Origin of the sequence: Methylotenera versatilis 301 (assembly GCF_000093025.1) — a bacterium.
In the GTDB taxonomy this organism is placed as follows: domain Bacteria; phylum Pseudomonadota; class Gammaproteobacteria; order Burkholderiales; family Methylophilaceae; genus Methylotenera; species Methylotenera versatilis.
The window spans coordinates 1,396,588-1,416,953 of sequence record NC_014207.1 but is presented as its reverse complement, the minus strand read 5'-3'; the positions used below and the strand labels follow the sequence as shown (position 1 = coordinate 1,416,953).

Genomic DNA, 20,366 nt, shown 5'->3' with positions numbered 1-20,366 from the left:
AGAACAACATCATGCAAAAATTACCAATACGATTATCAGCATTACTCACTTTAATACTGAGTCAGGCAATGTTGCTAAGTGGCTGTGCAACTACTGAACCTCAACATAACGCCACGCTCAATAAAATTAAAAGCGAGTTAAAGCAGGCTGCAGAAGTGAAAGCACCTGCAGCTACACCTAAAGCGATTAATGACGCGCTATTACCGCCTTTAAAAATTGCCATGCCTAAAGCTTCAGCTAAACAACTGGAACAACGTTTTGATTTAGTCATCAGCAACGCACCTGCCAGCCAAGTATTGATGGGCATTGTGAGCGGCACGCGTTACAGCATGTTAGTTTCTCAAGATTTAACTGGCCTGATTTCAGTCAACCTTAAAGATGTCACTGTATTTGAAGCGCTTGATTCGCTACGTGAGTTGTATGGCTATGAATACAAAATAGAAGGCACTCGTATTTTTATCGAGCCGCAAGCGATGCAAACTCGCGTATTTCAAGTGAACTATATTGTCGGTCAACGTAAGGGCTCATCTGACACTCGCGTGACTTCTGGCTCGGTGAGCGATGGGTCAAGCTCTGGTCAAAGCACTGGCTCAACGACAACGACTAATTCAAGCGGCTCTGCTAACCGAGCTTCTATGATTAGCAGCAGCATTGCTACAACCACTAATAATGACTTTTGGAAGGACTTAACTGATTCGCTCAATGGTATTGTTGGTAATGAAAATGGTCACCGTGTAGTCGTCAACGTGCAATCTGGCGTGATTATGGTACGCGCCATGCCAGCTGAAGTACGCAATGTGGAAGCATTCTTACGTTTGATGCAAGTCACCATAGAACGCCAAGTCATATTAGAAGCAAAAATTATGAACGTGCAACTCAACGACCAATCTCAAAGTGGAGTGAACTGGTCAGTATTTGGCAAAAGCGGCTCGAATACTGGCATTGTTGGCAACTTGAATGCCAAAACAACTTTAGGCCGCGCCGGTAATGGTGACGTTACTAGTGGTGATTTAAGTGCATCATCTGGCAACGTGATTGCTAATACAGCCACCACTGCACTTGGCGGCCCGTTGTTTGCTGTAGCCCTACAAGGTGCTAACTTTGCCGCCCTGCTCTCATTCTTAGAAACACAAGGCGATGTACAAGTACTTTCTAGCCCTAGAATTGCGACAATCAACAATCAAAAAGCCGTGCTTAAAGTTGGTACAGATGAGTTCTTTGTGACTGGAATTTCATCCAACACGACCGCTTCAACTGGCGCAACAACAACATCGCCCGAAGTGACACTACAACCATTCTTTTCAGGTATAGCTTTGGATGTCACACCGCAAATTGATAAAGACGACAACATCATCTTGCATATGCACCCTTCTATTAGCCAAGTGACCACTGTAAATAAACAGCTGAACCTTGGCGGCGTTTCTGGCAATATTAACCTTCCGCTTGCTTCAAGCAACGTCAGCGAAACCGACAGCATCGTGCGCACCCATGACGGGCGAGTGATTGCCATTGGCGGTTTAATGACAGAGAGCTCAATCAGCAATAAATCTAAAGTGCCAGGCTTAGGTGACATTAAAGGCGTAGGCAATGCCTTCCGCCAAAAAGGTTCAACATCCAGCAAGACTGAATTGGTGATCCTACTAAAAGCGACCGTTGTGCAAGGCCAAGACAGCTGGAGTAACGATGTTTTATCTAGCGAAAAACGTATAGAAAATATGCAGAGTAGCGAATATATGCAAAACACTGGCAACGTTGCACAAACGTCGACTGTGAGCGAATAAATGATGTACCTAAAACATTTTGGCTTAAGCGAAGCGCCTTTCAGCATCACGCCTGATACCAGCTTCTATTTTGCATCGCATAGCTACCAAGAAGGCTTGAATACATTATTATTCGCCATTCTTTCTGGCGAAGGATTTATCAAGATTACAGGCGAAGTTGGCACCGGCAAAACGCTGCTATGTCGCAAGCTTATGTCCAGCTTAGATAGCAGTTTTAAAGTGGCTTACGTACCAAACCCTTATTTAGAGCCACAATCATTATTGATGGTATTAGCCGAGGAGTTAGGCATAGCACTACCCACTGCGGTTACACAGCACGCCTTGTTAACCGCACTGACACATGCCTTGCTAGACTTTGCTCGCAAAGACATCAAAGTAGTCGTTTGCCTTGATGAAGTGCAAGCGATGCCTATAGAAACACTTGAAGCTTTGCGCTTACTCAGCAATCTTGAGACTGAAAAAAGAAAGCTACTGCAAGTGGTGATTTTTGGTCAACCCGAGCTTGAAGTTAAGTTAAACCATGCGTCTATCAGACAGCTAAAACAACGCATTACTTTTGAATATCAATTAGATAGATTAAGTCGCGATGAGATGCAATATTACCTAAATCACCGGTTAATCATTGCAGGTTACCAAGGTAGCCGCATGTTCAGTGGTGCCGCGCTTACACTCTTATACTTCAAGTCTAACGGCGTGCCTAGATTGGTCAATATATTGGCTCACAAAGCGCTACTAGCCGCTTATGGCAAAGGTAAGCAACAGGTAGGCTTAGCCGAAGCGTTTGCAGCCATTTCTGATACTAAATCGATAGAGTCAACATGGAGAAGATTGCGTTTACACGGCTTTAGCTTATCTCTATTTTTATGTATTTGCGGCAGTGCATTTTTGGTTTTACCAAAATTTAGTTAACAAACCTATTAATATTGAAGACTGAACATGAGCTTAATTAATCAAATGCTAAAAGACCTGGAACAGCGCGGCGCTGGGTCTAATGACGCGAAAGAAATGATTATATCCAGTCCAAGCGAAGCGCTACAGCCAGCTGTAATCACACCTTATACGAGCCAGCACTATCAAGCTAAGCATGGCGTGCCGTTTCTTAAGATTAGTGGGCTAATGGTATTATTAGCTGGTGGCGCTTATTTGTGGGTACAAAGCGCACCTGCGCTATCTCACAGCATTGATCAGTTAAAAGTACAAGCAACGCCACAAGCAGTGCTGATGCATGCTGATTCAGAAGCAGCTACAAAACCTGCAGAAGACACTAGAACTATTGCTGCTGTTCAAACTACAGATTCAGCATCACCTCCGCTATTTGAAAGCACACTCAGATACACCCCGATAGCCGCACAAACTAACAAGCTTGAAAAGTATCCTCAAAAAGATAAAGTCATCGCAAATGTAATGCCTGCTGAGTTATTAGCTAGTAGTCCTGCCAATACCAATCAAGCAACTAAGCCAGTTGAACCAGTAAGCTCACAACCTGTAGAACCTGCAAACAATGTAGTGGTTTCTGGTAATTCAGTTGTACCAACAAAGCTTGTTGTTGCAGCAAAATCACCCGCACATTCAAGCAATAGCAGCATACTCAAACAAATTAGCCCTGAACAAAAATCAGGCAATTCATATCGCCAAGCCTTGGCTAATCTGCAACAAGGTCGCGTGGCCGAAGCACAAAGCAACTTAGCACAAGCACTGGAAGCTAATCCAGCGAATCAGGAAGCTAGACAAACACTTGCAGGCTTATTGCTAGACAATAATCGCAATGATGAAGCCAGAGCCACACTTGCTGCAGGGCTTGCAATTGCGCCAGAGCAAACAAATTTTCGTATGGCGCTTGCTCGATTACAGATTGAGTTGGGTGACAAATCTGCTGCGCTGACTACAATGGAACAAGGCCAAGCCTATGCAAACAACAACGCAGACTACCAAAGCTTTTTAGCCACCTTGCTACAACGCGCAAATCGCCATGATGAAGCAATTAGTCACTATAAAACTGCGCTATCTATGAATGCATCACCGAATAACTCCAGTTCAGCAAACTCACTAGTAGGTCTTGGTATTTCATTACAAGCGACTGGTAAACTAGAAAACGCGCAAGAAGCCTTTACACGTGCCCAATCTGTTGCGACACTTAGCCCAGAACTTGCACAATTTATAGATCAACAACTGAAGCAAATTAATCAACGTTTGCAAAATTCAGCAAGCAAGTAAAACGTATTACTAAAAATAACCTAAAATCTACAACAGCATGGTCTTATATAAGACCATGCTGCTTCATTACAATTCAACCCTGAAACGCTCAATATTTGCTTATAAAAATATCAATGCCGATTTGATTGGCTTGCCTTTATTTTAGCCGCTTGCCAGCGCATTAATATTCCACAAAAATCAAATTTTTTACTGTAAAATTCATATCATGGTAATTAAGTTGTGCAGGTGCACGATTCATTTAAACCTACATTCAAAATGCTCAAGCCTGTCGACTACAGGCTTTTTTGTTGACCAAATCTTGAAGAAAATTGATAACGACTGAATGACAACGGCAAATAAAATTGATGTGCTATTAGTGGGTGGCGGCGTGATGAGCGCAACGCTAGGCGTTCTGCTTACTCAGTTGGACCCTACTCTTAAAATCAGGATGGTGGAGCAGTTATCAGAGGTGGCGTTAGAAAGCTCAGATGCACTGAATAATGCCGGTACGGGGCATGCGGGCTATTGCGAGCTTAATTACACGCCACAAGATGTTGACGGTAGCATTGCCATTGGGCGTGCTTTAGAAATTAACGCAGCATTCGAAGTTTCTCTACAGTTTTGGTCGCATTTGGTTGAAACCTCAGCCCTACCCGACCCTAGTCAATTTATTAGCAAAATTCCGCATTTAAGCCTTGTTTGGGGTATAAAAAATAGTGCGTTCTTAAAACAGCGCTACGCCCTACTTAAACAGCATCATTTGTTTGAACATATGCAATTTAGTGAGGACTTTGCTCAACTGCAACAATGGATGCCGCTTATCATGACTGGCAGAAATGCAGACGAAAAGTTAGCTGCAACCTATGTTGAAAACGGCTCAGATGTAGATTTCGGCTCACTCACACGCCATTTAGTTGACTACTTAAAAAAACAGTCAAATTTTAGTTTGCACACCAATACGCAAGTTAAAAATCTAAGCAAAATAAAAGATCGTGCCAAAGATAACACCTGGCATGTCAAATTGCATGATTTCACCACCAAGCATACACAAACCGTTAGCGCTAAATTTGTGTTTTTAGGTGCTGGTGGTGGCGCACTGCCATTGCTACAAAAGGCCAATATTGATGAAAGCAAAGGCTATGGCGGCTTTCCTGTGAGTGGCCAATGGCTAATTTGTCACAACCCTGAAGTCATCAAGCAACATTATGCCAAAGTGTATGGCAAAGCTGCGCTTGGCGCACCACCAATGTCTGTACCGCACTTAGATACACGTGTGATTAACGGCAAACGTGCTTTATTGTTTGGACCATTTGCTGGCTTTACCACTAAGTTTTTAAAAGCAGGCTCTAAATTTGATTTAGCAAAATCTGTCAAAGCCAATAATCTTAAAGCCATGCTAGGCGTAGGTAGGCACAATTTAGCACTTACTAAATACCTCTTGAAAGAGGCTACCCAAACGCATGAGCAACGGATGAATGCGCTACGCGACTTTTTGCCCAATGCGATAAATAGTGACTGGACGCTTGAAAATGCAGGCCAACGTGTGCAAATTATTAAACAATGCAACGAAAAATGGGGGAAATTAGAATTTGGCACTGAAATAGTAGCCGCCAAAGATGGTACTTTAGCGGCTTTACTAGGCGCATCACCAGGGGCATCGGTCAGCGTTAAAGCTATGATTGACGTGCTTGAGCGCTGTTTTAGCCAACAAATGAAGAGTGATGCTTGGCAACAAAAAATGAAAGCTTTAGTGCCAAGCTACGGCGAGTCACTTATCAACGATGCCGCATTATTACAAAGCACTAGAAAAAGAACGCTAAGCACTTTAAAGCTTAGCGCTTAATCACTCTTAATTTATACCGCAAGCAGGCTACGCTGACGCCTAGCTTCATATAAGCAGATTCCGCTCGCAACGCTCACGTTTAAACTTTCAACTGAGCCATACATTGGAATTGTCATTAGCGCATCACAGGTTTCTGCGGTTAAACGTCTAATACCATCACCTTCAGCACCTAACACGATGGCAATTGGGCCATCCAGCTTAGTGTTTATCAATGTACTTGGCGCGTCCATAGTAGTGCCAATGACGAATACGCCAGCCTCTTTCAACTCACGTATCGTTCTCGCTAAGTTAGTCACAGCAATAAACGGTACGGTTTCTGCTGCACCACAAGCAACCTTACGCACAGTAGCATTCAAGCCTACAGCACGATCTTTAGGGGCGATGACTGCATGCACACCCATCGCATCAGCCACGCGCAAGCAAGCACCCAGATTATGGGGATCTTCTACGCCATCCAAAATCAAGAAGAATGGTGGTTCTGTGAGGTCAGATTCTAAAATATCGTGAATATCTTTGTATGGAATTGGCGTATCAACCACACGTGCAATCACACCTTGGTGGCGACCATTCATACCTGCCATACCATCCAAGCGGCTACGCTCAACTTCCATCGTACGCACGCCTGCTGCCTCTGCCATCTTCAGCAAATCTTTCATACGTGCGTCCATGCGGTCGCGATCAATCAAAATCTCTTGCACACTAGCGCCATGCTGACGCAAACGGCTTAATACGGCATGAAAGCCAAATAAAATACGGGCATCGCTCATTTCTTTACCTTATAGTTAATTCTTAACAATTAATTCTTACTGTATGTTTATTAACGTTAAATAATTAACGCTTACTTGTTTTTTTGCTGGCCTTTTTTGACTTAGTCGGCTTAGCTGGATTCTTTCCCGCCGTCTTACTCACCACTTTTGAGCTAGATTTTGACTTAGGCTTAACACCCAAAGTTAATTTTCCACCTGTTTTTGATGCAGTTCTAGGCGTGTTTTTTGTAGCCGGTTTATCGCCAAACTTATCACCAAATTGCGTGCTGGATTTTACAGGCTTTCTATCACCACCGCGCAATTTATTACTCGCTCCCTCTATTGCAGAATTGACCTCAATACCATCATCCAATGTATTGTTTTTATTCATTAAAACAAAGTCAATTTTGGTTGTTTCCAAATCTACGCGTGCCACTTTAATGGTTAGTCTATCGCCTAAACGATAACGCACACCTGTCCGCTCACCCGCCATTTCATGTCGCGCTTTATCAAAATGGAAGTAATCATTACCTAGTTCAGTCACATGCAATAAACCTTCTACATACACGCCATCCAACGCAACAAACAGACCAAAACTGGTCACGCCAGCCACAGTTCCTTCAAACACTTCACCGATCTTATCTTGCATGTAGAAGCATTTGAGCCAATTGGTCACATCACGCGTTGCATCATCAGCACGACGCTCTGTCATAGAGCAATGCACGCCTAAGTCAGCCCAACTACCAGCTTTGTATTTATCACCATTTAAAACAGCTTTAATCGCTCTATGAATCAACAAGTCTGGGTAACGGCGTATCGGCGAAGTGAAATGGGCGTAAGCTTCATAAGCTAAACCGAAGTGCCCGACGTTATCTGGGCTATAAACAGCCTGCTGCATAGAACGCAGCAACACCGTTTGTAACAGCTGCGCATCAGGACGCTCTCTAATGCGCTCTAATAGTTTGCCATAGTCTTTGGCATGTGGTGTGTCACCACCACCTACCCCAAAGCCAAACTCGCCCATAAACGCACGTAATAGCTCTAGTTTTTCAGGTGTTGGTCCTTCATGGATACGATATAAAGCAGGATGCTCGTGCTCCTTCAAAAAATCCGCCGCACAAACATTGGCAGCTAACATGCATTCTTCAATTAGCTTATGTGCTTCATTACGTGTGCTTGGCACAATACGTTCGATTTTGCCTTGCTCATTAAACTCCATAATAGTTTCTGATGTCTCAAATTCAATTGCGCCGCGTTTTTGACGTTGCACCAACATCAATTTGTAAACGCTATTGAGATGCTGCAAATGTGGCATCAACCATGCGTATTCTTGCGCAAGCTCGCCTTCAGGGTTTTGCAATATTTCATGCACCTTGGTGTAAGTCATACGTGCTTGTGAACGCATCACAGAAGGATAAAACTTGTATTGCTTCACAATACCCGCGCCATCAACTTGCATGTCACAGATCATACAGAGACGTTCAACATCAGGATTAAGCGAACACAGGCCGTTAGAAAGCGCTTCTGGCAGCATTGGAATCACGCGTCGCGGAAAATATACAGAGTTTCCACGGTCATAAGCGCCTTTGTCCAAAGCATCATTAGGCTTAACGTAAAAACTCACATCGGCAATCGCCACTACCAAACGCCAGCCCTTACCTTGCGGTTCTGCATAAACTGCATCATCAAAGTCACGTGCAGTCTCACCATCAATGGTAATCAACGGCATTTCACGACAGTCAATCCGACCTTTATAATCTTCAGGTTGAACTAAGCGCGGATAAGCTTCAGCCTGATTTGTTGCTTCACGACTAAATTCATGCGGTAAGTTGTGCTTACGTAATGCAATCTCAATTTCCATGCCACTATCGGCATAGTTACCTAAGATTTCAACCACTTTACCCATAGGCTGCGCTAACGATGACGGCTGTCCAGTTAGCTCAACCATCACAACTTGCCCAGCTTTAGCGCCCATGTCTAAGTGATACGGAATCAAAATATCCAAGTTGATGCGTTTATCTTCAGCCGCAACGATTGTCACGCCGCTAGTCTGCATCACGCGTCCAACAAGCTTTTGCGTGCGACGCTCAAGGACTTCAACGATCTTACCTTCAGGTCTACCTTTTCTATCTAAGCCACTCATACGCACCATAGCGCGGTCGCCGTGCATTACTTGCGACATCTCTTTAGGGCTTAGGAATATATCTTCGCCACTTACTTTTGTTTTGTCATCAGGAATTAAAAAGCCAAAGCCATCAGGGTGGCCTTGAATAACGCCTGCAATCAAATCCAGCTTATCGGCGATACAAAGTGCGCCTTTTCTGTTTTTAATAATCTGGCCTTCGCGCTCCATTGCGTTCAATCGCTTATTGAAAATGATTCGCTCATCTTCACTAATATCTAACAATAGATAGAGTTGTTCCACACTGAGTGGAATGCCTTGATCGCTCATCGTAGTGAGAATAAGCTCACGACTCGGCAAAGGTGTGTCATATCGACCTGCTTCACGCTCAGCGTGCGGATCAGAACTTCTGCTAGTTTTGTTTTTGTTGCTATTTTTTGTCATTGACAAAGCTTACCTTTAATATAAGATTCACCGCAATTATTAGCCTGAGCCTAAATCTCAGCGGTATAATGGCTAAATATGAAATTGCCCAAATGGCGGAATTGGTAGACGCGCATGGTTCAGGTCCATGTGCCTTCGGGTGTGGAGGTTCGAGTCCTCTTTTGGGCACCAAATCAAACTCTATTCTACTCCATTCAACGAGACTCATTATGTCACAAACCATACAATTTGATTTAACTACAGAATACGTAGAATTATGCAATCTACTAAAGTTAGTAGGATTAGCGGATAGTGGTGGTCGCGGTAAAACAATGGTTGCTGAAGGATTAGTGAAGGTTGATGGCTTAACCGAAACTAGAAAAACAGCTAAAATTCGTACAGGTCAAACGGTTGTAGTTGGTAATCAAACGATTAACGTTAAATAATTATTTTCAATTTAGCTTATTCATTAAAATAGCAACCGCTTGCGCTCGCCTTGTCACATTCATTTTTTGGAAAACCCGCTTTAAATGACTTTTGACAGTATTCTGGCTAATGTCTAGAATTGTCGCGATCTCTTGGTTGGTCTTTCCTGATTTTATCCAATGAATTATTTCTAATTCACGCACGCTTAGCCCAGTACCATCTAAAATAATGGCAGATTCTGTAGGTGTTTTTAATGGTTTAAGATGCTGGATTTTTCTTAGTACATTATCGATGTGTGGCATGATTAAGCCCATCACCGAATTAGGCACATCAAATACATTTTCTTTACTGAAAAAAACATACAAACAGACATTGCTACCGCGTACATCACTTACGCCATAAACCATCAATGAATTTAACTGATCAAGTTTTTTTGGTAAAACGATCTGAAACTGGCTTTCAACCTGATGATGATTTAGATTGTTAATAACGAACCAGCAACGATTATTGTTTAACCACAGTTGATGTAAATGCAACATGCACACATCATAGCCATTATTAGAATCGAATACAGTTTGTGTATTGATCTCGCTTAAATTAGAAGCAACATCGTAATTTAACTTACTTTTTACCAACTTTTTTTCAAAGTCGCCCCAACAGGCAATTAATACATCATGTGGTAAAAATTCATTAACGCCATTCTGTAACCAGCTAAAGAACTCAAGGTGATTTTCTATTGCATATGATCTTTGTATCACTGAGAATATTTTTTCCCAATGCTTATTTTGCGTCGTGTTATCCATACAATCCAAATAGGCAAATCGTCATGATAGTTACATTACCTTGGAATTGGCTTTAAATGAATTAAATACAACATGGCTATTAGCAAATTAACAACAATTTACATGCAATGGCATCACTTTAAAGCATGGAAATAATCAAGCGAAAAGGCATCAACTTTAGAAGGTACTTAAAAAACTATTGATGACAAGAATAAATGAGAGCTAAATTGAACAAACTTAGCATTCGCAAGAAAATCAGTTTTTGTTGCGAATGTAGTCAGAAGGCGCTTAGTAGGTGCGTTTTCTTGGCGTGAAGGTAGCGCCACCAGCTTCGATATGCCTGAAAGTAATACGACCATTATTGATATCGTACGGAGAAAGCTCCAGAGTAACTTTGTCACCAGCTAAGATTCGAATATGATTTTTTTTCATTTTACCACCAGTATAAGCAATTAATTTATGCCCATTGTCTAGCGTTACACGATAGCGTGAGTCAGGTAATATTTCCATTACCACACCATTCATTTCAATCAACTCTTCTTTAGCCAAATCTAGTTCTCCAGTAATTTTTGTAGCAATCTTTAATAAGCAACAATCTCTATAGAGTTTGAAGCTTAAAATGAAAGTACTAGCAAAAACACCACTAACACTTAAACTACTTGCGACACACCCATACAATGCTCGCGCGCATTATAGCGCTGGAGCTCAAATTAATCAATCGCTTATTTATCTAATTTAATTGCTAAATACCAACAAATAATTTAATTTAATGAGTCTTTTTATTGTCAATCACGATTAATGTAAAATAATGCTTGACACAACAATTGTTTACAAGTAAAAAGTAATTTCGGCGTTTGGATGTTTAAAGTGGTTAAGTTCTCAAGACTGATTATTTGTTAAAAACCCAATCATTTAGGGTGCCTCCCTTTTTTAAAAGTATGGAATAAGATATGGCTACAGGTTTAGTTAAATGGTTTAATGATTCAAAAGGTTTTGGTTTCATTACTCCTGATGCAGGCGGCGACGATTTGTTCGCTCATTTTTCAGCTATCGTAGATAGCGGCTACAAAAGCTTAAAAGAAAATGATCGCGTAAGTTTTGACGTTACAGACGGTCCAAAAGGTAAACAAGCTTCAAACATCCAAAAAGCTTAGTTAACTAGAATCCAGTTAATGGAATTCAAAAAAATAGCCCTTAATTGGGCTATTTTTTTATCTTAAAATTGACTGATTTACTTCAGGTTAATAAATAGTATTCAGCCTATAAAAATATAAAGCCTACATGACATCTACAGACTTGATTGGTTATTCCGCAGCCTTTTTAACCACATTTTCTTTTGTGCCACAAGCCCTGCACTCATGGAAATCACGAGATTTATCAGGCATTTCACTGCCCATGTACAGCTTGTTTAGCTTGGGCGTATTAGGCTGGTTCATATACGGCTTAATGATTACAAGCTGGCCCGTAATTCTGGCAAACGGCATCACCTTGGTTTTAGCATGTACTGTGCTTATTTTAAAGCTTAAGCACCGCTAATACACTCATACGCGCTACTTCCCTAGCGCGTAAACAACAATGTTATCACCAGCAGTATAGCCAAATATAGAATTGCCTCCTGCTGCAACTGCTACATACTGCACGCCATCAATTTCATAACTAATAGGCGGCGCGTTAACACCCGCATCGACTTTGGTTTGCCATAACAAGTCACCGGTATTGCTGTTGTATGCATTAAAGTTACCACTACCCTCGCCCATAAATAACAGACCACTTTGAGTAGCTAGCAATCCGCCCATCAAAGGCTGCTCAGTTTTAACTTGCCATCGCATTCTACCTGTAGCGAGGTTGATTGCCGATATTACACCCCAGCGCGGGTCTTTGGTTGGTTCTGATGAGGCGTATCGAACGGCAGGTTTACCATCTGCTGCAGCTTCTTCCACTAGGGTGTATTTAATAGGCGCATGTATCCCAGCAATAAAACTGGTTTGATTATTTTCATCTAAAGCACTAGGGCTCCAATTCGAGCCTCCTAAAATCCCAGGGTAAAGTACAGTACCTTCTTTGCTGGCTTTAGCGAATAGATTTTTTTGTGGGACAAATGCATCAGACTTCATCAGCAGCTTGCCCGTTGCTCTATCGTTCACATAATACCAACCAGTTTTGCTGGCCTGACCAACAGCGGCTATGGTATTGCCATCCTTCTTATAGTCAAACAACACTGGTGGACTTGCTAAGTCATAACCCCAGACATCATGCGGTACTTGCTGATAATGCCATTTAAGTTGGCCTGTTTCAGTGTCTAGCGCAACCAACGAGACGGTATATAAATTATCACCTGGACGAGAAATGTCATTCATTTGTGGCGAAGGATTACCTGTGCCAAAGAAAAGTGTATTGGTTTTAGTGTCTATGGCTGGCGTACTCCAAGCAGAGCCACCACCAAAGCGCCAAGCGTCTTTATTATTGACCATATTAGCTTTTTCAGCCGCAACATCGCGATTCAGTGAGATACCATCGGAAGTCGTTTCAGCAAACACGCCCTCCCAACCCTGAGTTGGAATGGTATCAAACGTCCAAATACGCTTACCATTGGCAACATCATATGCAGCTAAGAAACCAGGGCGACCGTAGCGACCATCTACACCAACAACAGCACCCAATGGCGCATTGGCTGTCGGCTGATCAATGTGTAACCCATAACCCACTCCTGTGATACCAACAATCACTTTTCCATGATAGACGACAGGCGCCATTGCTATGCCTACACCAGTACCTCCATAAGCTTCTTTATGGCTCTTAGCGTCTGCCTGACTTAATGAGCTGGTTTTTTCAGTTAATGCCGTGTCATCAGCAACGTCAATATCCCAAATTTTTGCCCCGCTTTTAGCATCAAGCGCAATCAAACGAGCGTCAACAGTACCAATAAATACCTTACCATCACTCACGGCAACGCCTCTATTTGCGGGACCACAGCACATTTTCCAATTTGCTCTGCGCTCATGCTTATAACGCCAAAGTTCTTTACCCGTTTTGGCATCCAAGGCAACTACATGATTAAAAGGTAAGGCCACATACATCACGCCACCAGTAACGATAGGCGTAGCCTGAAAACTTGCAACAACACCGCTTTTGAATTGCCAAGCGAGCTTCAAATCTTTAACGTTTTGTTGATTAATTTGCGTAAGCGGAGAAAGTCGCTGATTAGTAAAGTCACGACCAAAACTAGGCCATTCTTTATCTGAAATACTAGATTGAACATTCGATTGCTGGGTAAGCGAGCTGCTACACGAAACCATTGCAAAGCTGCTTAACAAAACTAAACTTAGTAAACCAGTATTGCTCAACTGCTTGCATTTTAAAAGACTGCGCATACAACCTTCCTTTAACTCATCAATAGCATTGAAAAATTAAAGTATACAGATGTGTATACCATTTGCAAATTTTTATGCCGGATAAGGTGAAAGTTGAATTTTAGAAATGTAAAAAGCAGCTAAATTAAAATGGAAATCAACCTAAAAAGAAGTCAAATTAAGACTAAATCTGATTTAGGTTAAAACCTAGATTTAAGGTAATGCGTATATAGCAGGCAGATTTCGCCACCAGCCATAAGCATCCATGCCACAACCAAACACATAGCGATTAGGCACTTCCAAGCCTACAAAGTCAGCTTTAATCGGTTTTGAATGTGGCAATTTCTTTTCTATCAGCACAGCGGAGTAAACATCTTTAGCGCCTAATGCTAGACATTTTTCTTTAATGGCCAATAATGTAATACCCTCATCCAAAATATCATCCACTAATAATACTGTTCGATTGTTTAAATCTAACTTTGGTAAAGATTGCCAGATAAGCGCATTGCCTACCGTGTTATTTTGGTAGCGGCTAGCATGAACGTAGTCTAATTCGAGTGGAAATGCCAGCTGTGTGAGCAACTGCCCAGCAAAAACAATTCCGCCGCCCATTACGCAAATCACTATTGGACATGCATGCTCAAATTGCAAAGTAACGTCTTTACCAAGCTGACTAATTGCACTTTGAACAGCTTCCGCAGTATGAATAAGTTGCGCTTGATCTAGCAAAGACTGTGGATTTTGTGTATTCAATTTAGCTCAATTGCATGTGATAAAAGTTAATGAATGTTTATAAATTAATGCAAAGTCACTTGCTCAACATCTAATATAAAATGCTTTTCTACACTCGCTTGATGCTGCGGGCTGTACTCTTCAACCCAAAGCTTCAATTCATTTTTTATCATCGCTTCATTTGCACTTTCTGTGCCTTCTATCCATTTCAATAGTTTCTTTACCCACGTAATATCAACTTCACGTGCTTGGGCTATACGTAACTTTTCATGCGGAGTTGGCATGGTGTGCTCATCATCCGCGAGCAACTCTTCATATAGCTTTTCGCCTGGTCGAAGTCCTACATATTCAATTTTAACTTCATCCGCTTGAAGGCCAGAAAGCCGAATCATGTCAGCTGCTAATGCTGCGATTTTAACTGGCTCACCCATATCAAGCACCAAAATCTCGCCACCCTTACCCATTAACCCAGCTTGCAACACTAATTGTGCAGCTTCAGGTATCGACATGAAATATCGGGTAATTTCAGGGTGAGTAATCGTGACTGGACCACCCTTGGCTATTTGCTCTCTAAACTTAGGAATGACGCTACCGCTACTACCTAGCACGTTACCAAAACGCACGATAACAAAACGTGTTCCCATTGCTTCACGTGCAAGCTTCTCTTGCAAACCTTGGCAAACCATTTCGGCAAGGCGCTTACTAGCCCCCATTACGTTTGTTGGATTGACAGCTTTGTCAGTAGAGATAAGCACGAATTTCTCAACACCAGCTTCTTTACACGCATTGGCTATGGTGTGCGTACCAATCACATTATTTGAAAGTGCCTCCCAAACATTCCCGTTTTCCATCATCGGCACGTGCTTATAAGCCGCGGCATGAAACACCACCGCAGGCTGAAACTGCTCAAGTAAGCTTTTAACTCGTTGTTTATTTTTTACGTCACCAGTCATGAAGAGCAACTTAGTCGTAAGATTTAATGCGCTAAGCTCTTGCTCTAACTGGTAAAGAGAAAACTCAGAAATATCAAAACAAATCAATGCACTAGGACTAAAATTTAATATTTGGCGGCAAAGCTCAGAGCCAATAGAGCCGCCCGCTCCACTTACCATTACCGCATGTTCCGCAATTAGATGCCGCAAGCCAGAGTTATCTAGCAATACTGCGTCACGGCCCAACAAATCTTCCACATCCACCTTGCGAATTTGTGAAACGCTCACTTTACCGCTCATCAAATCATCAATAGCTGGCACAGTCAGAACTTCCAAGCCTAGATTGTTAGCTAAATCTATCGCGGAACGGCGTTTTTGGTGATGCGCAGATGGCATCGCAACAATCACATGCTCAACGCCTAAGCGTCTTTGCATATCAGCTAAAGTCGCAATTGAGCCTAATACCTTAACGCCAAATATCTCACGCCCCAGTAAAGCTTTATCATCATCAAGCATACCAACAACGCGCCATTGAGTGCTGCGCGATAAATCTTTAAGCAAAGCAACAGCGGCATCACCCGCGCCTAATATTATCGTTGGCTTACCAAGTGATTTTGCAACTCCATAAAGCGAGTGCTCTTTCCACGCGCGATAAGCAAAGCGACTGCCACCCATCATTAACATGAGTAAGAGTGGGTCTAAAATCAATACAGAACGGGGAATGACAAGTGAGCTTCTCATCATGAATAGCAAAGCCGCAACTAAAACGGCAGCTGAACTAACTGCAAATAAAATTCGCTTTAAATCAGATACGCTGGCAAAGCGCCACATGCCTCGATATAAACCGTACAGTACAAAAACAGCACCTTGCATTGGAGCAACCCAGACGATTGATTGCAACATGTACTGAAGATGCTCAGGAGGAATAGTAAAATTAAAACGCAGCAAGTATGCAGCAAACCAAACAAAAGCCGCCACTGCAATATCGTGCAATAAAGCCAAAAACGTTAGTGGATTAATGAGTGATTTGGTCATTTAATGAGATGGCTAGCCTAAATTTATATTGTAAGTTCAACTGAGTCGTATTGTATCAACATACCCGTAGACATAACACTCCAGCATATAGGTAACACCCACTTTAATGCTGAATACCATCCCTACGCAATACTTTTAAAAACGTTAAAAAGATAATTTTTAAATCAAGCAAAAAAGACTGCTTGTGCAAATACTCTACATCCAGCTTTACTTTAATTGGAATTGGTAACTCGTCTCTACCATTAATCTGCGCCCAACCCGTCAAACCAGGTAACAACTTATCTACACCAAATTCCGTTCTTAATCCCATCAAGTCAACCTGATTAAACAACGCAGGTCGTGGCCCCACAAAACTCATATCGCCTTTAATAATGCTCCAAAGTTGCGGCAACTCATCTAAGCTAGATTTCCGCAAAAAAGAACCTATAGGTGTTAAATACTGCTGTGGATCTGATAATAGATGCGTCGCAACTGCAGGTGTATTAACCCGCATCGTGCGAAATTTTGGCATTTTGAATATATGGTTATTACGTCCAACTCGGTCAGACCAATACAGAACTGGGCCAATTGAAGTCAACCGAACCATTACCGCAACGATTAAAATCGGAATGATTAAAAACAATACTGCAAAAAATGCCAGCAAAAAATCAAAAAAACGTTTAATCACTTTTACACCTTATTAAAGTCTATTGCAGTTGCCTTCAAACCCTCTTCGACCGTTATTGGTGGTTTCCAATCAAGCAGTCTACGCGCCTTTGTAATATCCACTTGCAAATTACCACACAACCTTTGGGCGACATCTTTTTTACCAATTAAGGCTGCTAAAAACTCTATCAACTTTTGTGGAATAGGCAAAAGCCTAGACCTGACACCCAGCGCACTAGCGCAACCTCGCAACAACTCAGTTGTAGATAAATCATTCCCATCAGATACTAAAAAAACTTGATTTGCAGCTGCCGGATGATTAATGCACTTCATAATCAGGCTCACCAAATTATCAATATAAACAAAACTTCGTTTATTATGAATAGCGCCCAGTGGCAGTGGTATAGAACGTTTTACCATACGCATCATGCTTGCAAAATTAGCCTTTACACCAGCGCCATAAACCAATGGTGGGCGAATAACAACAATCTCCATACCCGTCTGCCGAGCGATCAACATAAGACCCTGTTCAGCCTCAAACTTTGAAGTGCCATAAGGATCTTGCGGATTGACCGCGGATTCTTCGGTAAATGGTAAATCGAACGCTGTATGCTCACCATTGACCTTAATTGAGCTCATGAAAATGAACCGTTTAACACTGGCTTTGGAAGCCTGTCTTGCAAGATTCAAAGGACCTTCAACATTAACCTTGCGAAACTCGGCAAGCGGATCAGCAGCATGATCACTCATTACATGCACCCGTGCCGCGAGATGGACAACCACATCGACATTGCGCAAGGCAGCTGACCAATCAGTATTATTATCGATAGAGCAAACGGCTGTAGTCTGTATCGAAATCCCAAGTTCTGTATTCTCTTTGCGCACTACCGCCACTACCACATGCTTCTGACGAAGTAGTTCAGCGCAGAGCGCGCTTCCGACGAAACCATTAGCGCCGGTGACAAGTATCTTCATTGTTGCCGATCTCGATTTATAGCCTTACTCATAGTCTTGCCTAAGTCTTCAGCAGCCATCATTGAGAAATTATGTTCAGGATTTCTGTGCTCATGAATATTATGTTGGGTTGCCAAAACACTGATACAGGTATTATATATTCTCAAAAAGTATATACGTACATTAATATTATAAACTAGTCAGATAGATCCATCAGATTTGTAGATACAGATGCAAACGCTCACCTCTGCGCGGCATGATAACGGGCATTAGCATCCCTCTTCACTCCAAATGAGAATGAGTCCGTTCTGTGAAAACAACCCTACCCCCAATTATTCAGGCGTAACGTCGATAATGCCTATCTTCTGCCGCCATGACTGCTGACGGCGCAGCTCACCTAATGTGCGATAAAAAGCACGGCTAAGATCGTCGTGTGCTCGCACAATTCCTTGGTCTTGCATCAGGTCAAGCAATCGTTTCTCTTTGATCAGGGCGATTGCAGCTTTAATATCATCAAGATACTCAGCCACCCACTGTATTTGATTGAGCCATTGCCTTACTTCTGGCAAGGTCCACCCCTTTGCAAGCTGATCATTGTAGACTTGATTATCAAGTTTATGACCAATATGCTCTATGGAAATCCGATCTGACTCATCAAGTAAGTGCTCTTTTCTAAGTAACTCAGTGAACTCTGGATTCTTTGAAAAAAACAAAAATAATCTTTCGTTAATTTCAATATTTTCACTACCGGGTCTTAATAATTCAAGCATTTCGCTATAAGTCGCTATGAACTCCTCCGTGACTATACTAATGTCACGAATTAACCAATCGTGACATTCCTCTACGGGTACCATAGAACAAATATCCAAGGCTTTAACTGGAATTTTAAGGGCTCTCACAAAGGCCGCCTGTTCTAATCTTTCTAGGCGTAACTTTTTCCAGGTCAACACGGCAAGTTCACGCACCATTGAACTTTCAGCAACATCGCTGGGCTTAAAGCTCACCAAGAACTCCTCATGCAGCCCCCGAAAATCTTCTTCGGACTCCCCGGGAATCACTGCCATAGAGGAGTAAGCTCCAGTCTTCAGAGCGTTACGGGAGGATGCAATCTTACCTGCTTCAGTCTTTGGTCCACCTGAGCGAGTTGATTTAGGAATTCCCGCCATAACTTACTTCAATCGAACGCCAGGCCTGTCGTCAGGGGTGCCTATGAATTCGACTCCTGCATTTTGAAGAGACTTCTTAACCAACTCAAGAACTCTAAGTTGCCCCAATGGGACGCCTGCAACTGATTCAAAACGACGAATAGTAGCCACGCCTACACCAGCAGACAATGCCAACTCATCTGCAGACCATTTAATTAAAGCTCTTCCAGCTCGTATTTGTTCACTAGTAATCAAGTTCTTTACAATCATTTTTGATTGGAATACAATCAATTTATCGATCGATTTCCTAAGGTTTTTGATATGAAAAATATTATAACAAGAAATATATTAACACATACTATTAAAAAAATTGAAGGGGCTTATGCACCTGCTACTATCCGTGCCTACAAAACTAATTTCGAAAAATTTATCATCTTCTGCGATGAGTTAGATGAATGCGCTTTACCAGCCAAAAGCGACTTAGTCGTACAGTATATCAAGTTACTCACCGGTGGCCACCTGAAGTCTAATAGCATACGAATTGCCGTAGCTGCTATCGCCACAATTCATAAACTCAATCAAACTCCTGACCCTACTGATCATCCAGAGGTAAAGCTTGAGTTAAGGCGTATGTACAGAACGCTTGGGCGTGAGTGTAAACAAGCGTATGGAATTACAAATATCATACTGCAAAAGATGCTAAAAGCAACTGACAAAAATTTACGTGGCATACGTGACCGAGTCCTATTATTAATTGCTTATGACAGCTTATGTCGACGAAGTGAACTGGTATCGTTACAGGTGGAAGACCTCACCTTAATCGACACTCTACCAGAACCATCATTTAAACTGCGACTACGCAGGAGCAAGACAGATCAAGATGCAAAAGGCCGCTGGCTATATCTTAGCAATGAGACACAAAAAGCATTAAATGATTGGTTGAAAGCAACAGACATTCAAAGTGGGAAAATCTTCAGGGGCATTAGGAAAAAAGGAGAGCTGTCAGATGGACTAAACTCCTCACACATCAATCGCATCTATAAGCGTCTTGCTAAGACAAGCAGCCTCGACCCTAGCATCATTAAACAAATCAGCGGCCACTCCATTCGTGTAGGTGCTGCGCAAGACTTACTATTATCTGGTGCCAGTTTGCCAATAATAATGAACCGCGGTCGATGGACTAAGCCGGATACGGTAATGCACTATTGTAAATTTCAGTGCAAAAATGCACCAGATCTCTTAGGGATTTGCGTGTAG

General features: G+C 42.2%; 19 protein-coding genes and 1 tRNA gene. 9 read left to right on the top strand and 11 right to left on the bottom strand.

Annotated elements, in window-relative coordinates:
• Positions 1 to 11 precede the first annotated feature (11 nt).
• The 4 genes from mshL to mqo all read left to right on the top strand — a co-directional run bounded on the left by mshL (position 12) and on the right by mqo (position 5,817).
• Complete coding sequence (gene mshL, locus M301_RS06470) at positions 12 to 1,781, top strand: pilus (MSHA type) biogenesis protein MshL (protein WP_013147966.1); 1,770 nt, start codon at positions 12 to 14, stop codon at positions 1,779 to 1,781.
• A 3-nt stretch (positions 1,782 to 1,784) separates the two neighbouring features.
• Positions 1,785 to 2,690 carry an ExeA family protein gene (locus tag M301_RS06465; protein ID WP_041359900.1) on the top strand — a complete coding sequence of 302 codons (906 nt, stop codon included), beginning with the start codon at positions 1,785 to 1,787 and terminating at the stop codon, positions 2,688 to 2,690.
• A 27-nt stretch (positions 2,691 to 2,717) separates the two neighbouring features.
• Complete coding sequence (locus M301_RS06460) at positions 2,718 to 3,995, top strand: tetratricopeptide repeat protein (RefSeq protein ID WP_013147964.1); 1,278 nt, start codon at positions 2,718 to 2,720, stop codon at positions 3,993 to 3,995.
• Between the two features lie 322 nt (positions 3,996 to 4,317).
• Positions 4,318 to 5,817 carry a malate dehydrogenase (quinone) gene (mqo, locus tag M301_RS06455; protein WP_013147963.1) on the top strand — a complete coding sequence of 500 codons (1,500 nt, stop codon included), beginning with the start codon at positions 4,318 to 4,320 and terminating at the stop codon, positions 5,815 to 5,817.
• Positions 5,818 to 5,828: 11 nt separating this feature from the next.
• Here the strand turns inward: mqo and rlmB are convergent, their stop codons facing one another.
• Both rlmB and rnr read right to left on the bottom strand, forming a co-directional pair.
• Positions 5,829 to 6,584, bottom strand: a complete 756-nt coding sequence (gene rlmB, locus M301_RS06450) for a 23S rRNA (guanosine(2251)-2'-O)-methyltransferase RlmB (RefSeq protein WP_013147962.1) — start codon at positions 6,582 to 6,584, stop codon at positions 5,829 to 5,831.
• Positions 6,585 to 6,648: 64 nt separating this feature from the next.
• Positions 6,649 to 9,129, bottom strand: coding sequence for a ribonuclease R (rnr, locus tag M301_RS06445; protein WP_013147961.1), 2,481 nt, complete (start codon positions 9,127 to 9,129; stop codon positions 6,649 to 6,651).
• A gap of 86 nt (positions 9,130 to 9,215) precedes the next feature.
• Between rnr and M301_RS06440 the strand changes: the two genes are divergently transcribed.
• Together M301_RS06440 and M301_RS06435 are read left to right on the top strand one after the other, a co-directional pair.
• A tRNA-Leu gene (locus M301_RS06440) sits at positions 9,216 to 9,300 on the top strand.
• Positions 9,301 to 9,338: 38 nt separating this feature from the next.
• A complete protein-coding gene (locus M301_RS06435; protein WP_013147960.1) occupies positions 9,339 to 9,554 on the top strand; it encodes an RNA-binding S4 domain-containing protein in 216 nt (71 codons plus the stop codon).
• A 6-nt stretch (positions 9,555 to 9,560) separates the two neighbouring features.
• Here M301_RS06435 and epsA read toward each other — a convergent pair whose 3' ends face one another.
• Complete coding sequence (gene epsA, locus M301_RS06430; protein ID WP_013147959.1) at positions 9,561 to 10,337, bottom strand: XrtB/PEP-CTERM-associated transcriptional regulator EpsA; 777 nt, start codon at positions 10,335 to 10,337, stop codon at positions 9,561 to 9,563.
• A 267-nt stretch (positions 10,338 to 10,604) separates the two neighbouring features.
• The gene (gene infA / locus M301_RS06425) at positions 10,605 to 10,865 is read right to left on the bottom strand and encodes a translation initiation factor IF-1 (RefSeq protein ID WP_013147958.1); all 261 of its coding nucleotides are present in this window, start codon (positions 10,863 to 10,865) and stop codon (positions 10,605 to 10,607) included.
• A gap of 401 nt (positions 10,866 to 11,266) precedes the next feature.
• On the opposite strand from infA, the gene M301_RS06420 reads away from it, so the two are divergent.
• Both M301_RS06420 and M301_RS06415 read left to right on the top strand, forming a co-directional pair.
• Positions 11,267 to 11,470, top strand: coding sequence for a cold-shock protein (locus M301_RS06420; protein ID WP_013147957.1), 204 nt, complete (start codon positions 11,267 to 11,269; stop codon positions 11,468 to 11,470).
• Between the two features lie 127 nt (positions 11,471 to 11,597).
• Positions 11,598 to 11,852, top strand: coding sequence for a SemiSWEET transporter (locus M301_RS06415; RefSeq protein WP_013147956.1), 255 nt, complete (start codon positions 11,598 to 11,600; stop codon positions 11,850 to 11,852).
• A gap of 14 nt (positions 11,853 to 11,866) precedes the next feature.
• Here the strand turns inward: M301_RS06415 and M301_RS06410 are convergent, their stop codons facing one another.
• The 7 genes from M301_RS06410 to M301_RS06380 form a co-directional block, all read right to left on the bottom strand.
• Positions 11,867 to 13,687, bottom strand: coding sequence for a pyrroloquinoline quinone-dependent dehydrogenase (locus tag M301_RS06410; RefSeq protein ID WP_013147955.1), 1,821 nt, complete (start codon positions 13,685 to 13,687; stop codon positions 11,867 to 11,869).
• 192 nt (positions 13,688 to 13,879) lie between these two features.
• Entirely contained in the window at positions 13,880 to 14,419 is a 540-nt protein-coding gene (locus M301_RS06405; protein WP_013147954.1) for a hypoxanthine-guanine phosphoribosyltransferase, read from the bottom strand.
• A gap of 44 nt (positions 14,420 to 14,463) precedes the next feature.
• The gene (locus M301_RS06400; RefSeq protein ID WP_013147953.1) at positions 14,464 to 16,365 is read right to left on the bottom strand and encodes a polysaccharide biosynthesis protein; all 1,902 of its coding nucleotides are present in this window, start codon (positions 16,363 to 16,365) and stop codon (positions 14,464 to 14,466) included.
• A gap of 103 nt (positions 16,366 to 16,468) precedes the next feature.
• Positions 16,469 to 17,032: a sugar transferase gene (locus tag M301_RS06395; protein ID WP_013147952.1), complete on the bottom strand. Its 564-nt coding sequence runs from the start codon at positions 17,030 to 17,032 to the stop codon at positions 16,469 to 16,471.
• Between the two features lie 2 nt (positions 17,033 to 17,034).
• Complete coding sequence (locus tag M301_RS06390) at positions 17,035 to 17,985, bottom strand: UDP-glucose 4-epimerase family protein (protein ID WP_013147951.1); 951 nt, start codon at positions 17,983 to 17,985, stop codon at positions 17,035 to 17,037.
• Between the two features lie 311 nt (positions 17,986 to 18,296).
• Positions 18,297 to 19,130 carry a hypothetical protein gene (locus M301_RS06385; RefSeq protein WP_013147950.1) on the bottom strand — a complete coding sequence of 278 codons (834 nt, stop codon included), beginning with the start codon at positions 19,128 to 19,130 and terminating at the stop codon, positions 18,297 to 18,299.
• 3 nt (positions 19,131 to 19,133) lie between these two features.
• Positions 19,134 to 19,364, bottom strand: a complete 231-nt coding sequence (locus M301_RS06380) for a helix-turn-helix domain-containing protein (RefSeq protein ID WP_202943942.1) — start codon at positions 19,362 to 19,364, stop codon at positions 19,134 to 19,136.
• A 66-nt stretch (positions 19,365 to 19,430) separates the two neighbouring features.
• Between M301_RS06380 and M301_RS06375 the strand changes: the two genes are divergently transcribed.
• Complete coding sequence (locus tag M301_RS06375) at positions 19,431 to 20,366, top strand: site-specific integrase (RefSeq protein WP_013147948.1); 936 nt, start codon at positions 19,431 to 19,433, stop codon at positions 20,364 to 20,366.

What these genes read in the sequence shown, in the direction of transcription:
- mshL (WP_013147966.1), top strand. Translation starts at nt 12, where the DNA reads ATGCAAAAATTACCAATACGATTATCAGCATTACTCACTTTAATACTG.
- M301_RS06465 (WP_041359900.1), top strand. Translation starts at nt 1,785, where the DNA reads ATGTACCTAAAACATTTTGGCTTAAGCGAAGCGCCTTTCAGCATCACG.
- M301_RS06460 (WP_013147964.1), top strand. Translation starts at nt 2,718, where the DNA reads ATGAGCTTAATTAATCAAATGCTAAAAGACCTGGAACAGCGCGGCGCT.
- mqo (WP_013147963.1), top strand. Translation starts at nt 4,318, where the DNA reads ATGACAACGGCAAATAAAATTGATGTGCTATTAGTGGGTGGCGGCGTG.
- rlmB (WP_013147962.1), bottom strand. Translation starts at nt 6,584, where the DNA reads ATGAGCGATGCCCGTATTTTATTTGGCTTTCATGCCGTATTAAGCCGT.
- rnr (WP_013147961.1), bottom strand. Translation starts at nt 9,129, where the DNA reads ATGACAAAAAATAGCAACAAAAACAAAACTAGCAGAAGTTCTGATCCG.
- M301_RS06435 (WP_013147960.1), top strand. Translation starts at nt 9,339, where the DNA reads ATGTCACAAACCATACAATTTGATTTAACTACAGAATACGTAGAATTA.
- epsA (WP_013147959.1), bottom strand. Translation starts at nt 10,337, where the DNA reads ATGGATAACACGACGCAAAATAAGCATTGGGAAAAAATATTCTCAGTG.
- M301_RS06420 (WP_013147957.1), top strand. Translation starts at nt 11,267, where the DNA reads ATGGCTACAGGTTTAGTTAAATGGTTTAATGATTCAAAAGGTTTTGGT.
- M301_RS06415 (WP_013147956.1), top strand. Translation starts at nt 11,598, where the DNA reads ATGACATCTACAGACTTGATTGGTTATTCCGCAGCCTTTTTAACCACA.
- M301_RS06410 (WP_013147955.1), bottom strand. Translation starts at nt 13,687, where the DNA reads ATGCGCAGTCTTTTAAAATGCAAGCAGTTGAGCAATACTGGTTTACTA.
- M301_RS06400 (WP_013147953.1), bottom strand. Translation starts at nt 16,365, where the DNA reads ATGACCAAATCACTCATTAATCCACTAACGTTTTTGGCTTTATTGCAC.
- M301_RS06390 (WP_013147951.1), bottom strand. Translation starts at nt 17,985, where the DNA reads ATGAAGATACTTGTCACCGGCGCTAATGGTTTCGTCGGAAGCGCGCTC.
- M301_RS06385 (WP_013147950.1), bottom strand. Translation starts at nt 19,130, where the DNA reads ATGGCGGGAATTCCTAAATCAACTCGCTCAGGTGGACCAAAGACTGAA.
- M301_RS06375 (WP_013147948.1), top strand. Translation starts at nt 19,431, where the DNA reads ATGAAAAATATTATAACAAGAAATATATTAACACATACTATTAAAAAA.